We start from the raw sequence: 13,620 nt of genomic DNA, 5'->3' as shown, positions 1-13,620 counted from the left end.
CATGAACAATTTGCGCAAGCTGGACTTGAACCTGCTGCTGACTCTCAACGCGCTGTTGATCGAGCGCAACGTCACGCGGGCGGCCGCGCGGCTGCACCTGAGCCAGCCTTCCGTCAGCGTGCAGTTGGGCAAGCTGCGCGCCGCCTTCGACGATCCGCTGCTGTTGCCCGGTCCACGCGGCATGCTGCCCACGGCCCGTGCGCTGGCTCTGTTCGCGCCCTTGCAAGCCGTGCTGGCCCAGCTGGAGCAAGTTTTGCAGCCGGAACAGGCCTTCGAGCCGGCCACGGCCGAGGTGCGCTGGAATCTGGCGGCGGCCGACGCCACCGAATATGCGATCCTGTTGCCCATGTTGCCGTCCCTGCGCGCGCAGGCGCCGTTGTCGCGCATGGCCGTGTTCGAGGCCGTGCCGGTGCGCATGGCGCAAGACCTGGAAAGCGGCCAGGTCGACCTGGGCTTTTTGGCGCAGGAAGAAGCGCCGTCCGGCTTGCGCCACCGCACCCTGTTTAGCGAGCACTACGTGCTGGCGGGGCGCCGCGACCACCCGCAGTTGCAAGCGCCGCCCGACCTCGATCAATTTTGCGCGCTGGAATTCATCATCGTCTCGCCCAACGGCGGCGGTTTCCGCAGCAACGTCGATACGGCGCTGGAATTGCTGGGACGAACGCGCAAGGTGGTGTTGTCCGTGCCGCATTTCCTTATCGTTCCGCCCCTGCTGGCAACGTCCGACATGGTCGCCCTGCTGCCCTCGCGCCTGCTGAAAAACGCGCTGGGCGGCTTGCGCATGTGGGAGCCGCCCGTCAGCCTGCCCGACTACGAGATGGCCATGGTCTGGCACGAGCGCATGCACCTGGACCCGGCGCACCGTTGGTTGCGCGAGCGCATCATGGCGGCCCTGTGAGTTATCTGTAAAAGACCCCACCCGCCTGTGATACGCTGCTCGCTTCACGACACAGGAGCCACGCATGCGCACCGACAGCGGCCGCGCGGACGCCGTCCGCCAGCAGGCAGCCCCATCCGACACCTGGCTGGGCAAGCTGGGCCCCGGCCTGATCACGGGTGCGGCCGATGACGATCCCAGCGGCATCGCCACGTATTCGCAGGCGGGCGCCCAGTTCGGCTTCGGCATGCTGTGGACCGTGTGCCTGACCTTTCCACTGATGCTGGGCATCCAGGTCATCAGCGCCAAGATCGGCCGGGTCAGCGGCCACGGGCTGGCGACGAATATCCGCCGCCACTATCCCCGTTCCCTGCTGTACGCCATCGTCGGCTTGCTGCTGCTGGCCAATGTCATCAATATCGCCGCCGACGTTGCCGCCATGGGCGATGCCCTCACCCTGATCATCGGCGGTCCCACGCACCTGTACGCAGTGGGCTTCGGCTTGCTGTCCCTGCTGCTGCAAGTATTCATTCCCTATCAACAATATGTGCGCATCCTGAAATGGCTGACCCTGGGCTTGCTGGCCTATGTGGCCACGGTGCTGACGATCCACATTCCGTGGCGCGAAGTGGCGCTGCGCACCGTCTGGCCCCATTTCACCTGGTCGGCCGCCTCGGTCACCATGATCGTGGCCGTGTTCGGCACGACGATCAGCCCCTACTTGTTTTTCTGGCAGGCATCGCAGGAAGTGGAAGACTTGCAGGCGGATGCTGGCGCACAAGCCTTGCGCCGCGCGCCGGAACAGGCGCCACGGCAATTCCAGCGCATCAAGATGGACACGGCCATCGGCATGGGCTTTTCCAACCTGGTGGCGTTTTTCATCATGCTGACCACGGCCGTGACCCTGGGCGCGCAAGGCATCACGCATATTGATACGTCGGCCCAGGCCGCATCCGCCCTGCGCCCCATCGCCGGGGAGTTCGCTTTTGCCCTGTTCAGCCTGGGCATCATCGGCACAGGCTTGCTGGCCATTCCCGTGCTGGCCGGCTCGGCCGCCTATGCCATGGCGGGCGCCTTTCACTGGAAAAACAGCCTGGAACTGGCGCCCCGGGCCGCCAAGAAGTTCTACGGCATCATCGTCACGGCCACCGTGATCGGCGCGGCCCTGTGCTTCACGCCGCTCGATCCCATCAAGGCCCTGTACTGGAGCGCCGTCGTCAATGGCGTGATTTCCGTGCCCATCATGGCCTTGATGATGGTGATGGCGTCGCGCACCGCCATCATGGGAACGCTTACCATTTCGCGCCGCCTGCGGGCGCTGGGCTGGCTGTCGACCATCGTCATGGCCACGGCCGTGCTGGCCATGTTCGCTACCATGGCCTTCTGATGCCTAGGCCGTCTTCGGCTTGAGCATGCCTTCCACGATGCCCAGCACAGTTTGGCGTGGCAGCAAGCGTGGCAGCCAGGCCAGCAGCCGGTTCGGCCTGCCCGCCACGTGGCTGCTGCGGCCCTGGTCCAGCGCGCGCAGCGCTTCATCGACGACGGCTTGCGGATCCATGCGCTTGCCCACCGCCGCTTCCGGCGCGGCCACCACGTCGAAGAAGGCCGTCTCGGTAGCGCCAGGGCACAGGCCCAGCACGCGCACGCCGCGGCTGCGGTTTTCCGCCCACAGCGCCTCCGAGAACGACAGCACGAAGGCCTTGCTGGCGCCATACACGGCCATGTAGGGATCGGGCTGCAGGGCCGCCGTGGAGGCCACGTTGATGATGGCGCCCCGTCCTTTTGCCAGCATGTGGGGCAAGACGCAGTGCGTCATTTCCATGAGCGCCGTGCAATTGACGGTCACTTCGGCCGCCTGGCGCGCCAGGTCGATGCTTTCGAAGCGGCCATGCGTGGCGAAACCCGCGTTATTGATCAGTACGTCGGGCGGCATGCCCAGCGCACAAGCTTGCGCATGGGCTTGCGCAGCGGCGCCGGGCAGGCTCAGGTCGGCCACCAGCGCATGTGCGCGGATGCCGTGGCGCTGCGAAAGTTCCTTGGCAAGGCTGTCGAGCACGGTGCCGGAACGGGCCAGCAGCAGCAAATGGGCGCCGCGCGCGGCCAGGGTTTCCGCAAAGACGCGGCCGATGCCGGACGAGGCGCCCGTGATCAGCACGGTCTGGTTGGTGTAATTGAAGGCGGTCATGGCATTGTTGTGGAGTAGATGGAGCGTTTAATGTAAACTGTAGACTTTAGTCCACGGTCAAGGGGAATCGATGCGCATCGGAGAAATCACCCGCCTGACGGGCGTCAGCAAGGACACGGTCCGCTTTTACGAGCGCCAGGGGCTGCTGGACGAGGCGCCGCAGCCGGGCCTGACGAACAACTACAAGGAATATTCGGCGCAAGCCTTGCGGCGCATCGAGCTGATCGGCCACGCCAAGGCGCTGGGTTTTACCTTGAAGGAAATCGCCGACGTGATTGCCGTCTGGCAGGAAAACGCGCTCGATGCGCAGACCAAACGAGTTATGCTGGAAACGAAAATTGCCCAGATCGACGACAAGGCCCGCTCGATGGCCGTGCTGCGCGCCGGCCTCGTCGATGCACTGGCCAAGGTGGAGACGGGCTGCGACGATGTGGCGCCAGTGCATATATACAAGGATAAATACCAGGATAATCAATGAGCAACTATTACACGCAATACCGCCACCTGGCGATCGAGGGCGCCAAGCCCGCCCCCACGCTGCGGCAGATCGCCGCCATCGAGGCCTTGCTGGAAGCGTCCCTGCCGCGCGCCTTCCTGGCGTTCTTGCAAGTGGCCAACGGCGCCTGTTTTGACTACACCACTGATGTGCCAGACGGCAATGGCGGCGTGGAAAAAATGGGCTTCAATACCTTCTTCAGCGCGGATGAAGGCGATTTTTGCGATGAAACACTGGTCGGCGAAATCCGCGCCGCGCGCAAGCATACGGACATGCCCGTGCGCATCCTGCCGTTCGCCCGCGATGGCGGCAATTCCATGCTCTACCTGGATATGACGGAAGAAGGCGGCGGCCGCGTGCTGGCCTATGTGCAGGAGTTGCCGGACTGGACGGGCAAGCGCGCCCACGGCCTGATGGAACTGGCGCCCTCGTTCGACGCCTGGCTGGACAGCCTGTATATCGACCGCGACACGGTGCTCGATGAACTCGAACACAGCGTCTCGGAACCATCGCACCTGGACGCGATGGCGCAGTGGCTCGATATCGGCATGCCAGCCTGGCGCCGCGATGCCGGCATCGCCGCTTTGTATGCCCTTAAACAAGTCGAATTGTGCGCTAACGAACAGGACTAGTCCTACGGGCAGAATCGCGACTGTCCTATGGGTGTGCGCAGGCTGCGGGCTTAACATTGTCATCAGCTTGCAGAAAAAACTACACATGAAAGGACTTGTCATGCCTATCCCTACCACCAGTTCCCGCACGCCCTCCCTGAAAAGCGTGGCCATCGGCGCCGCCGTGGCCTTATTGAGCGGCATCGCCATCAACAGCATCGCCGCTGCCGCGCCGGGCGCGTACGACAAGCAATTCCTCAGCAAGGCCGCCGATGCGGGCAGCACGGAAATTGCCGCTAGTAAAGTGGCGCAAAGCAAGAGCACCAATGCGCAAGTGAAGACATTCGCCGATGCCATGGTCACGGACCATACGAAAGTGGCTGACGAACTGAAACAGCTGGCCAGCAGCAAGCAGATCGAGGTCAGCGACCAGCCTGGCGCCAAGCACAAGGCGCAGATCGACAAGCTGAGCCGCCTGGAAGGCCCGCAGTTCGACAAGGAATATGCGGCCACCATCGGCGTGGCGGCGCACAAGGATGCCGTGAAGCTGTTTACGGACGCCAGCCAAAAGGCCAGCGACCCCGACATCAAGGCCTTCGCCGCGAAGACCTTGCCAGCGTTGCAACATCACCTGGAAATGGCCAATACCTTGCACTCGGCGGTGGGGAAATAGCCAAGTTGACGGCAATTAGCGGGGATATGCTTGCTGTACGTGCCGTACGGCAAGCATATCTGCTCTTGACATACAATGCGGCAACTTCGTTTTTGGCCATGCCATGACCTCATGCAGCTACTCAAGAAAACCGGCCTGATCGCCGCCGCCTTCCTGCTCATCCTCCTGCTGGCAGGCTGGCTCTTCATCAAGGTCAGCGCGGCGCGCAATGCCACCGTATATGCACAGCAGTGGAACGACCGGGGCACGTGCGTGATCAAGACCTATGTGCCGCACTACGGCAACGGCGTGCCGCAGAACATCGTGCGCGCACTGAGCACGTCCACTTTCTTCCGCGTCTACCACAAGGATGGCACCTTGCTGGAAAGCACGGAATGGGTGCTGGACATGCACGAAGACGGCATTCTCGACCATGCGCGCTGGGGCGATAACCAGACCCGCGCCATCTACCCGACGGACCTCGGTGATGAAGGCTGGACCCTGCCTGTATGCGCGTGAGCGGAGAGCGACCATGCAAGAACTGAAACAAAAGGGGCTGCGCGGACCCTGGGTCGACGTGCCGTATGAACCTACGCTCTACCATTTCCTCGGTCCCTTCGACATGTACGACCGCGAACACACTCTGGGCTTGGAGCTGGACACCTGGGACATGAACGACCCCGTCCAGCGCGCGGCGCTGATACGGCGCCACATCACATCGCAGTACAAGGAGCTGAGCTACCGCCACCGCCATGCGCTGGTGGCCGTGCTGGCGCAGGCGCTGCAAGACCCCGCCTACGATTTCCAGGCCATCCTCGAGCATGACCCCGAGAGCACCTACGCCCTGCCCGCCCGCTGGGACGAGATGGACGACCCGCGCGCCTTTTTCGTGGACATTTACCGGCTGGCGCAGCAGGACTGGCGCGACGACCTGGCGCGCGCGGCGGCGGAAGATCCGGCCAGCTGGTAGCGCGGCGCCAACACCACACTATCGACACGATAGCCTGCAAAATCTCTTTCCCTCTGTAAACGCGATTGCGGCCGCTTGCACGCAGCGTTGCAAAAACGCCCCACTCAAAAAAATACTGTTGCACCAGCGCATGTCTGCTGGCATCGCGCTACCATGAACCGTCGGCACTTCGTAGGCGCCGCCTCACCGCACCGGTTCCCCGCCGGTTTCCCCTGCCGCAATGTGAAGGAGATTCTCATGCCCAAGTTCGCCCCTGCCATCTGCCTGTCGGTCATGCTTGCCGCCGCGACGCTGCCCTGTATCGCCAGCGCTGCCGAAGGCGGCGCCACGCGCGCCGACGCGGAAGCCATGGTCAAGAAAGGCGTGGCCTACATCAAGAGCGCCGGCGACGCCAAGGCGTATGGCGAGATCACGGCCAAGTCGCCGCAATTCATCCTGCACGACCTGTACCTGGTCGTCTACAAACTTGACGGCACGGTTGCCGCGCATGGCGCCAACCCGAAAATGGTCGGCAAGAACTTGATCGAGCTGAAGGATATCGACGGCAAGGCCTTCGTCAAGGAACGGGTCGACTTGGCCAAGAGCAAGGGCACGTTCTGGCAGGAATACAAATTCACGAATCCGGAAACCAAGAAAATTGAACCGAAAGTGATGTACTGCGAAAAGCTGGCCGATTCCGTCGTCTGCGGCGGCATCTACCTGTAGCCAGCCGCTGCGCCGCCAGCGCCGGGATGGCACACCGATCTGTCAACGAATTTCTTAACGAATTTTTCAACGAGATGGGCCGCAATGAAAATCGCACAGAAGATGTTGATCGTCCCGGTGGTCGCGCTGGCTTGCCTGCTGGCCATGGGCGCCTTGTCCTATTTCGCCATGCAGCAAAACGAGCAGCGCATGCACGAATTGAAAGACGTCACCCTGACGGCCGAGCGGCTGGCCAACCAGCAAGCCATTGCCCTGGGCCAGGTGCACGCCGACGTGTACGCGAAGATCGCCATCGCGGCCAGCCTGTCGGACGAGCAGTTCAAGCAGTTCGGCGCGCAAACGGATGGCCAGCTGAACGCCATCGCGCAAGGCTTGAAGGAACTGCAGAAATTCTCGGGCGCCGCCACGGAAGCGGGCCAGGCGCTGCCCGGTGTCGAGCGCTACCGTGCCAGCGTGGCGCAGGCGCTGGACCTGGCGTCCATGGACCCGAATACGGGCGTGGCGGCGATGCAAAATGCCGCCGGACACTACCAGCAAGTACGCGGGCAGCTGCGCCAGGTGCTCCTCAACCTCGACCACCACACGGTCGAGGCCTTGCAGGAGACAAAAAATGCGGGCCAGCGCGCCGGCTGGTTGTCGCTGGGCACCATGGCCATCGGCTTTGCCTTGCTGGCCCTGATCGCCACGTGGGTGGCGCGTTCCGTGGTGGGGCCCATCGACGACGCCTGCCGCGCCGCTGAAAGCCTGGCCGCCGGCGACCTGACCACGCATATCGAAGCCCAGGGCGACGACGAGGTGGGCAAGCTGACCCGGGCCTTGGCCACCGTGCTGAAAAACTGGAACACGTTATTGGGCGACATACGCCAGGCGGGCTCCACCATCACGGTGGAAGCGAGTGAAATCGCGCTGGGCAATGCAGACTTGTCGGCCCGCACCGAGTCGCAAGCCCATTCCTTGCAAGAAACGGCGTCATCCATGCATGCCTTGACCGATACCGTGCGCGAAAACGCCAGCCATGCGCACCAGGCCAACCAGATGGTGCTGTCGACGTCGAACGTGGCGCTCGAGGGCGGCCGCGTCGTGGGCCAGGTGGTCGAGACGATGGGCTCGATCAAGGCCAGTTCCGGGCGCATCGTCGACATCATCGCTGTCATCGACGGCATCGCATTCCAGACGAATATCCTCGCCTTGAACGCGGCCGTGGAAGCGGCGCGCGCGGGCGAACAGGGGCGCGGCTTTGCCGTCGTCGCCACCGAGGTGCGTGGCCTGGCGCAGCGTTCGGCCACGGCGGCCCGCGAAATCAAGCAGCTGATCGAGGATTCCGTGGCCAGGATAGAAACGGGCAGCGAGCTGGCCGACAGCGCCGGGCGCACCATGGGCGATATTGTCGCCTCCGTCCAGCAGGTGACGGAAATCATGAACGACATCACGGCGGCCAGCCAGCGTCAGAGCAAGGGCATCGAAGAGGTCAACAATGCCATCACGGAAATGGATGAATTGACCCAGCGTAATGCAGCCCTCGTCGAACAGTCGGCCGCCGCCGCGCAAAGCATGCAGGACCAGGCGCATGATTTATTGCGCGTGGTCGACGCCTTCCGCCTGGGCGATGGCGGCCCGCCGTTGCTGCCGCGTCAGTAACGGTCCGGCATCGCAGCCTTGGCGCAGGCCAGCATTTTCCTGCCGGCATCTGCCAGCGCGGGGTCCGGGTCCGTCTGCAAGACGCTGCCCCGACTGTTCTGATCCTCGTAACTGCCCAGCATGGCCGCATACAGCGAGGCCTGCTCCTGCTTGCGCCAGGTGGCGCTGGGCAAATTGCCGGGAGTGACAGGCATGCCGGCGCTGAAGTAGCCATATAGCCCGCCGACCTGTTTCTTGTGCAGCCATTCCATCAATTGCACGATGCGGTACTGTTCCAGCAGGCTCAATTCGCTGACATTGACGCTGGACAAGGCGTAATACAGTTCCAATCGGGCCATCCAGTTGCCCTTTTCGCCGGCCGCCACCAGCGCATCCCAGGCGGAACCTGAGCGTACCTTGCGCACGTCGCTTGGCAATGCCATCCACGCCTCGACTGCGGCCTGGTCCGGCACGGAGCCGTAGTCAACGGGCGCTCGGCAGACGAACTGGCGCGCATCTGGCCCGCCATCCTTGAGCGCATTGCCAATCTGCGCGGCAATCTTGTCGCCGCTGCCCAGCAGGCGCGTGCCATAACTCTCTATCGTCCAGCTCGGGGGCAGCCGGCCCAGCCAGGCCAGCGCATCGTCGTTGGCGCGGGCCGCCACCGCGTAGGCGGCGATCCTGGCCTGCATCTTGACTTCTTTCTGCTGCTCCGCCAGCGTGCGCGCATCCTGCTCCTCGTCATGGCGGCTCGTGGTCCTGGTCAGTTGCATGCATTGCTGGAACGCGTCCGGCGCGCCCTGCCAGCATGCGGCTGGCACCTTCAGCTGCCAGCGCATGCTGACGGTTTTCAGAATATACGTGTCTTCGCCCTCCTCCCCCATGACATAGGCGCGGCCGTCCGCCTTCGTCACCCCTTTCGCCAGTAGCTTGCCGCCAGCCGTGCTCCAGCTATACGGGTCATCGTCTTGCGGCACGCCGGGCGCGGCGTACAGGGTCAGGTAGTGGCCGGCTGCGGCAGGCACATCGGCCGCATGGCTCAGCGGCGACAGCAGGGATATGGCCAGTAAAGTTCTTCCAGGTCTCGGTATCAGCTTCAGTTTCAGTTTCAGTTTCAGCATGCAGCAATCGTTCAATGAAGTTCCGTATGGCAGGCGCAGTCGTGGCCGCTGGCCGCCTCGGACAGGTTTTGCAGGATCGCGCAGTCTTGCGAAGGCTGCGGCTGGTCGCACTGGTGGCGCAAGGTCACCAATTGCTGCTGCAATATTTGCAAATTCGCCATTTGCTCGGCAATGCGCAAGATATGGTGGTCAAGCAATTCATTGACGCTCTGGCAGCCTTCGGCCGGGTTGTTCTTAAATTCCAGCAAGGCGCGGATATCCGTCAAGCCGATCTGCAGGGAGCGGCAATGGCGGATGAATTGCAACCGTTCCTGGTGTTCTTCCCGGTACTCGCGGTAGCCGGCGCTGTTGCGGCCAGGTTCCTGCAGCAAGCCCGCCTTTTCATAGTAACGCACGGTTTCCACGTCACAATCTGTCCGTTTGGCCAGTTCTCCGATACGCATGGCATCCCCTTTTCATTCTTTATGCAAATTGCGCTTGACCCTGTAGCGGCTACAGGGTTTCTAATGGAAGCATACACGAAACCGGAAGGACGAATGCGATGCCGCACGATAGCCACGACCACACCCACGAACACAAGCATGACCATGCGCATGACCATGACCATGACCACAAGCATGCGCACGCGCCGAAGGCGGCCAGTTGCTGTTCCAGCCAGCATGCGTGCTCGTCTACGCCTGCGGCCCCGGCTGGCCCAGCCCTGCCCAGTACGGCCATCGCCGGCGCCAGCACTGCCAAATACCGCATCGCCAACATGGATTGCCCTACGGAAGAGCGGCTGATCCGCAACAAGCTAAGCAATATGGCAGGCGTCGTGGGCCTCGATTTCAACCTGATGAACCGCGTGCTGGACGTGCACCACACCCTGGCATCGCTGGCCACGGTGGAAGCGGCCCTGCACGGCATCGGCATGCAGGCCATTCCCATGGAGGCGGACGCGCCAGTTGCGCGCGATCCGGACGAGGGCAAGCTGAGCGGCCTGCAAAAAGGCTTGCTGCTCGTCTCCGGCCTCGCTGCCGCAGCCGCCGAAGCGCTGGCCTGGACCACGCATGAAGACAGTTCGCCCCTCGTCATCGCGCTGGCCCTGCTGTCGATCGCCACGGGGGGCTGGCCGACCCTGAAAAAGGGCTGGATTGCCCTGAAAACGTTCACCCTGAACATCAATTTCCTGATGAGCCTGGCAGTTTTCGGCGCCGTCGCCATCGGCCAGTGGCCGGAAGCGGCCATGGTCATCTTCCTGTTTGCCATTGCCGAACTGATCGAAGGTTTGTCGCTGAACCGCGCACGCAATGCCGTGCACAGCCTGATGCAGCTGGCGCCCGACACGGCGACTGTTGCCGACGCGAGCGGCGCCTGGAACCAGGTGAGCGTCGCCACGGTGGCGATCGGCGCCTTGATGCGCGTCAAGCCGGGCGAGCGCATCGCGCTCGATGGCATCGTGCAAAGCGGCGAATCGTCCGTCAACCAGGCGCCGATCACGGGCGAAAGCATGCCGGTGGACAAGTCCGTGGGCGACGTCGTGTATGCGGGCACCATCAATGAACGGGGCTTGCTCGACGTCACCGTCACGGCCAACAGCGGCAACAGCACCTTGGCGAAGATCGTCAAGGTAATCGAGGAAACGCAAGGAAAACAGGCGCCCACGCAGCGCTTTGTCGACAATTTCGCCCGCTACTACACGCCGGCCGTCGTCGTCTTCGCCATTTTAGTGGCCGTACTGCCGCCGCTGCTGCTGGGCCAGCCGTTCATGGCCTGGGTGTATAAAGCGCTGGTGATGCTGGTGATCGCCTGCCCTTGTGCGCTCGTCATTTCCACGCCGGTCACCGTCGTCAGCGGCCTGACGGCGGCCGCGCGGCGCGGCATTCTGGTCAAAGGCGGGCAATTCCTGGAAACGGGTTATCGCATTAAGGCCATCGCCGTCGACAAGACGGGCACCTTGACCATGGGCAAACCGGCCGTGACGGACGTGGTGGCCATGGAAGGCAGCAGCCGCGACACTATCCTGCTGCTGGCCGCCAGCCTGGACGCCAATTCGGCCCACCCCTTGGCCGCCGCCATCGTCAAGGCCGGTCCGCCGGCCGGCAGCCACTTGCCCGTGTCCCAGTTTGCCGCCCTGCATGGGCGCGGCGTGCAAGGCATGATCGCTGGCCAGACATATTACCTGGGCAATGCCCGCCTGATGACGGAATTGAAGGTATTAACGCCGGCACTGCAAGCCATCCTGGCGGGCCTGGAACAGCAGGCGTACACGGCCATGGTGCTGGCCACCTCCGCCGGCGCGCTGGGCGTGATCGCCGTGGCCGACGTGCTGCGCCCGACGGCGGCGTCCGCCATCGCCAGATTGAATGCGCTGGGTGTCACCACCGTGATGCTGACGGGAGACAATGCGCAGACGGCGCAGCGCATCGGCGCCGAAGTGGGTGTCAGCCTGGTCAAGGCAGAGTTGCTGCCGGAAAACAAACTCGATGAAATCAAGGCCTTGCAGCAGCAGTTCGGCGTGGTGGCCATGCTCGGTGACGGCGTCAACGACGCCCCGGCCCTGGCGCAGGCCGACATCGGCTTTGCCATGGGCGCGGCCGGCAGCGACACGGCCATCGAAACGGCGGACGTGGCCCTGATGGATGACGAACTGGGCAAATTACCTGAATTCATCAGCCTGAGCCAGCGCACGCGCAGCATCCTCGTGCAAAACATCAGTTTTGCCATCGGCATCAAGGCCGTCTTCTTCGGCCTGGCCCTGGCCAGCATGGCAACCTTGTGGATGGCCGTGTTCGCCGACGTGGGCGCCAGCCTGCTGGTGGTGGCGAACGGCTTGCGTTTGCTGCGCAAGACCAAGCAAACATAGTCCCACGCAAAGATATTTCCATCTGGACAATTGCTGTAAAAAAAGCTACTTTGTCGGCTGTTCCCTACCGCCGCCAAAGTAGCCGATGACCTTTCTTCCCCGCCTGACCCTGCTGGTCACTCTGCTGGCTGGCTCCTCCCTGCATGCCGAACCGATGTACTTCACCCCCTGTTCCGATACGGCCGCCCCCGGCAGCCTGTGCTCGGGCTTGACCGTGCCTGGACGTTATGACGAGCAAGGCCGCGCCATCGGCGACGCGGATGCCATGCACGTCTTCGTGCGTAAATTTGCCGCCGATGTGCCTGCCGGCAAACCGGCCAAAGGCACTCTGTGGCTGGTGGCGGGCGGTCCCGGCGAATCGGGCGCCGCGTTCTACAGCCTGCTGCCTACCTTGCGCCGCAGCTTTCCCGGCTTTGAATTCCTGATTCCCGACCACCGGGGCACGGGCCATTCTTCGCGCCTGTGCAAGGCGGAAGAGTCGGAACAAAGTCCCGGCGGCCGAGCCCTGGCTGGCGCCGAATGGGGAAGCTGCTTTGCCGGCATCAACCTGATGCCGGAATACGCGAGCCAGTTTTCCATCACGATGGCCGCGCGCGACTTGCAAGCCTTGATCGAAGGTGAACGCAAGGCCAAAAGCAAACAGCCGCCAGTGTATGTATATAGTGTGTCGTATGGCACGCAGCTGGTCTTGCGCACCTTGCAGCTGGGGCCGCTACCCGTCCAGGGCGTCATCTTCGACTCCTTGGTGCCGCCGCAAACGGATGCCCGCTGGGACTTGAGCCAGCGTTCGCACGTGGTCAACACGGTCGGCATGCAGGTACTGGCCCTCTGCGATGCGGATGCGGCTTGCCACTCTGCACTAGGCGAGCCGGCCGCAACCCTGTACCGCCGCGTGCTGGATAAAATGCAAGCCGATCCCGCCCTGCTGGCGCAAATTCCCGGCAAGAATCTGAAAAATTTCCTGGGCGGCATGCTTGACGTGCCAGCCCCGCGCGCCCGCATCCCGTATCTGCTGCAAGACCTGGACCGGGGCGGCGAAGCGGAACTGGCGTCCGTGCGCGCCACGTTGACGGACGCGGCCGCCAGCCTGGGCAGCTATCCCCAGTCGCCGCTGTCGATTCCGCTGGTCAATATCATCAGCAATTCGGAAAACAATCTGCAGCCCTCGTTGCGCCCCGGCTGGACGGTTGCCGACATCGCCCGCGACGAGGCGGATTTGCTGTTTACCAGTCCCCTGCCCCGCATCCTGCTGGGCGGCGGCTTGCCCACCTACCCGCGCGACACTTATTTCGGCGTCTTGCCGGAGAAAATGCCGCCAACTTTGGTACTGCAGGGAACGCTGGACCCGAAGACGCCATACGCGGGCGCGCAGGCGCAAGTGCGGGCTCTGACGCAAAGCAAGGCCGGCAAGGTGGCCCTGTCCAGCGTGCAGAACGCCCCGCATTTCATTTTATGGACGGCGCCCGCCTGTTTTGAACAGGCCAGCACCCGCTTTATTGCCGGCAAGCCGGCGCAGGATTGCACGCTGTAGTTCCACCAAC

General features: G+C 63.3%; 14 protein-coding genes. 11 read left to right on the top strand and 3 right to left on the bottom strand.

Annotated features, from left to right (window positions below):
- The first annotated feature begins 1 nt into the window (after position 1).
- Both VM94_RS21485 and VM94_RS21480 read left to right on the top strand, forming a co-directional pair.
- Entirely contained in the window at positions 2 to 898 is an 897-nt protein-coding gene (locus VM94_RS21485; RefSeq protein WP_046685253.1) for a LysR family transcriptional regulator, read from the top strand.
- Between the two features lie 64 nt (positions 899 to 962).
- Positions 963 to 2,264 (top strand): NRAMP family divalent metal transporter, encoded by a 1,302-nt coding sequence (locus VM94_RS21480; RefSeq protein WP_046685252.1) that lies wholly within the window; start codon positions 963 to 965, stop codon positions 2,262 to 2,264.
- A gap of 3 nt (positions 2,265 to 2,267) precedes the next feature.
- Here the strand turns inward: VM94_RS21480 and VM94_RS21475 are convergent, their stop codons facing one another.
- Positions 2,268 to 3,062, bottom strand: coding sequence for an SDR family NAD(P)-dependent oxidoreductase (locus VM94_RS21475; RefSeq protein WP_046685251.1), 795 nt, complete (start codon positions 3,060 to 3,062; stop codon positions 2,268 to 2,270).
- A 70-nt stretch (positions 3,063 to 3,132) separates the two neighbouring features.
- On the opposite strand from VM94_RS21475, the gene VM94_RS21470 reads away from it, so the two are divergent.
- The 7 genes from VM94_RS21470 (at position 3,133) to VM94_RS21440 (ending at position 8,134) form a co-directional block, all read left to right on the top strand.
- A complete protein-coding gene (locus VM94_RS21470) occupies positions 3,133 to 3,540 on the top strand; it encodes a MerR family transcriptional regulator (RefSeq protein ID WP_046685250.1) in 408 nt (135 codons plus the stop codon).
- Positions 3,537 to 4,190, top strand: a complete 654-nt coding sequence (locus VM94_RS21465) for an SMI1/KNR4 family protein (protein ID WP_046685249.1) — start codon at positions 3,537 to 3,539, stop codon at positions 4,188 to 4,190. The genes VM94_RS21470 and VM94_RS21465 overlap by 4 nt, the downstream gene beginning before the upstream one ends.
- A 100-nt stretch (positions 4,191 to 4,290) precedes the next feature.
- On the top strand, positions 4,291 to 4,842 hold the full coding sequence (locus tag VM94_RS21460) for a DUF4142 domain-containing protein (protein WP_052755872.1): 552 nt from the start codon (positions 4,291 to 4,293) through the stop codon (positions 4,840 to 4,842).
- Between the two features lie 111 nt (positions 4,843 to 4,953).
- Positions 4,954 to 5,340: a hypothetical protein gene (locus VM94_RS21455; RefSeq protein ID WP_046685248.1), complete on the top strand. Its 387-nt coding sequence runs from the start codon at positions 4,954 to 4,956 to the stop codon at positions 5,338 to 5,340.
- Positions 5,341 to 5,353: 13 nt separating this feature from the next.
- Positions 5,354 to 5,791 carry a hypothetical protein gene (locus VM94_RS21450; RefSeq protein ID WP_046685247.1) on the top strand — a complete coding sequence of 146 codons (438 nt, stop codon included), beginning with the start codon at positions 5,354 to 5,356 and terminating at the stop codon, positions 5,789 to 5,791.
- A gap of 237 nt (positions 5,792 to 6,028) precedes the next feature.
- Positions 6,029 to 6,496, top strand: coding sequence for a cache domain-containing protein (locus tag VM94_RS21445; protein ID WP_082127837.1), 468 nt, complete (start codon positions 6,029 to 6,031; stop codon positions 6,494 to 6,496).
- A gap of 84 nt (positions 6,497 to 6,580) precedes the next feature.
- Complete coding sequence (locus VM94_RS21440) at positions 6,581 to 8,134, top strand: methyl-accepting chemotaxis protein (RefSeq protein WP_235432977.1); 1,554 nt, start codon at positions 6,581 to 6,583, stop codon at positions 8,132 to 8,134.
- On the opposite strand, the gene VM94_RS21435 is transcribed toward VM94_RS21440, so the two are convergent.
- Together VM94_RS21435 and cadR are read right to left on the bottom strand one after the other, a co-directional pair.
- Positions 8,128 to 9,234, bottom strand: coding sequence for a hypothetical protein (locus VM94_RS21435; RefSeq protein WP_046685245.1), 1,107 nt, complete (start codon positions 9,232 to 9,234; stop codon positions 8,128 to 8,130). The genes VM94_RS21440 and VM94_RS21435 overlap by 7 nt on opposite strands.
- An 11-nt stretch (positions 9,235 to 9,245) precedes the next feature.
- Positions 9,246 to 9,677: a Cd(II)/Pb(II)-responsive transcriptional regulator gene (gene cadR, locus VM94_RS21430; RefSeq protein WP_034748257.1), complete on the bottom strand. Its 432-nt coding sequence runs from the start codon at positions 9,675 to 9,677 to the stop codon at positions 9,246 to 9,248.
- 98 nt (positions 9,678 to 9,775) lie between these two features.
- Between cadR and VM94_RS21425 the strand changes: the two genes are divergently transcribed.
- Positions 9,776 to 12,079: a heavy metal translocating P-type ATPase gene (locus VM94_RS21425; protein WP_046685244.1), complete on the top strand. Its 2,304-nt coding sequence runs from the start codon at positions 9,776 to 9,778 to the stop codon at positions 12,077 to 12,079.
- A gap of 85 nt (positions 12,080 to 12,164) precedes the next feature.
- A complete protein-coding gene (locus VM94_RS21420) occupies positions 12,165 to 13,610 on the top strand; it encodes an alpha/beta fold hydrolase (protein ID WP_046685243.1) in 1,446 nt (481 codons plus the stop codon).
- Positions 13,611 to 13,620 lie beyond the last annotated feature (10 nt).

The sequence above is a fragment of the Janthinobacterium sp. KBS0711 genome (assembly GCF_000988085.1).
In the GTDB taxonomy this organism is placed as follows: domain Bacteria; phylum Pseudomonadota; class Gammaproteobacteria; order Burkholderiales; family Burkholderiaceae_D; genus Janthinobacterium; species Janthinobacterium lividum_E.
The sequence above is the reverse complement of the archived record's forward strand: the minus strand, read 5'-3'. Positions and strand labels throughout refer to the sequence as shown.

Bases quoted from the DNA above. Each gene is read 5' to 3' on its own strand.
- VM94_RS21485 (WP_046685253.1), top strand. From the start codon at position 2: ATGAACAATTTGCGCAAGCTGGACTTGAACCTGCTGCTGACTCTCAAC.
- VM94_RS21480 (WP_046685252.1), top strand. From the start codon at position 963: ATGCGCACCGACAGCGGCCGCGCGGACGCCGTCCGCCAGCAGGCAGCC.
- VM94_RS21475 (WP_046685251.1), bottom strand. From the start codon at position 3,062: ATGACCGCCTTCAATTACACCAACCAGACCGTGCTGATCACGGGCGCC.
- VM94_RS21470 (WP_046685250.1), top strand. From the start codon at position 3,133: ATGCGCATCGGAGAAATCACCCGCCTGACGGGCGTCAGCAAGGACACG.
- VM94_RS21465 (WP_046685249.1), top strand. From the start codon at position 3,537: ATGAGCAACTATTACACGCAATACCGCCACCTGGCGATCGAGGGCGCC.
- VM94_RS21460 (WP_052755872.1), top strand. From the start codon at position 4,291: ATGCCTATCCCTACCACCAGTTCCCGCACGCCCTCCCTGAAAAGCGTG.
- VM94_RS21455 (WP_046685248.1), top strand. From the start codon at position 4,954: ATGCAGCTACTCAAGAAAACCGGCCTGATCGCCGCCGCCTTCCTGCTC.
- VM94_RS21450 (WP_046685247.1), top strand. From the start codon at position 5,354: ATGCAAGAACTGAAACAAAAGGGGCTGCGCGGACCCTGGGTCGACGTG.
- VM94_RS21445 (WP_082127837.1), top strand. From the start codon at position 6,029: ATGCCCAAGTTCGCCCCTGCCATCTGCCTGTCGGTCATGCTTGCCGCC.
- VM94_RS21440 (WP_235432977.1), top strand. From the start codon at position 6,581: ATGAAAATCGCACAGAAGATGTTGATCGTCCCGGTGGTCGCGCTGGCT.
- VM94_RS21435 (WP_046685245.1), bottom strand. From the start codon at position 9,234: ATGCTGAAACTGAAACTGAAACTGAAGCTGATACCGAGACCTGGAAGA.
- cadR (WP_034748257.1), bottom strand. From the start codon at position 9,677: ATGCGTATCGGAGAACTGGCCAAACGGACAGATTGTGACGTGGAAACC.
- VM94_RS21425 (WP_046685244.1), top strand. From the start codon at position 9,776: ATGCCGCACGATAGCCACGACCACACCCACGAACACAAGCATGACCAT.
- VM94_RS21420 (WP_046685243.1), top strand. From the start codon at position 12,165: ATGACCTTTCTTCCCCGCCTGACCCTGCTGGTCACTCTGCTGGCTGGC.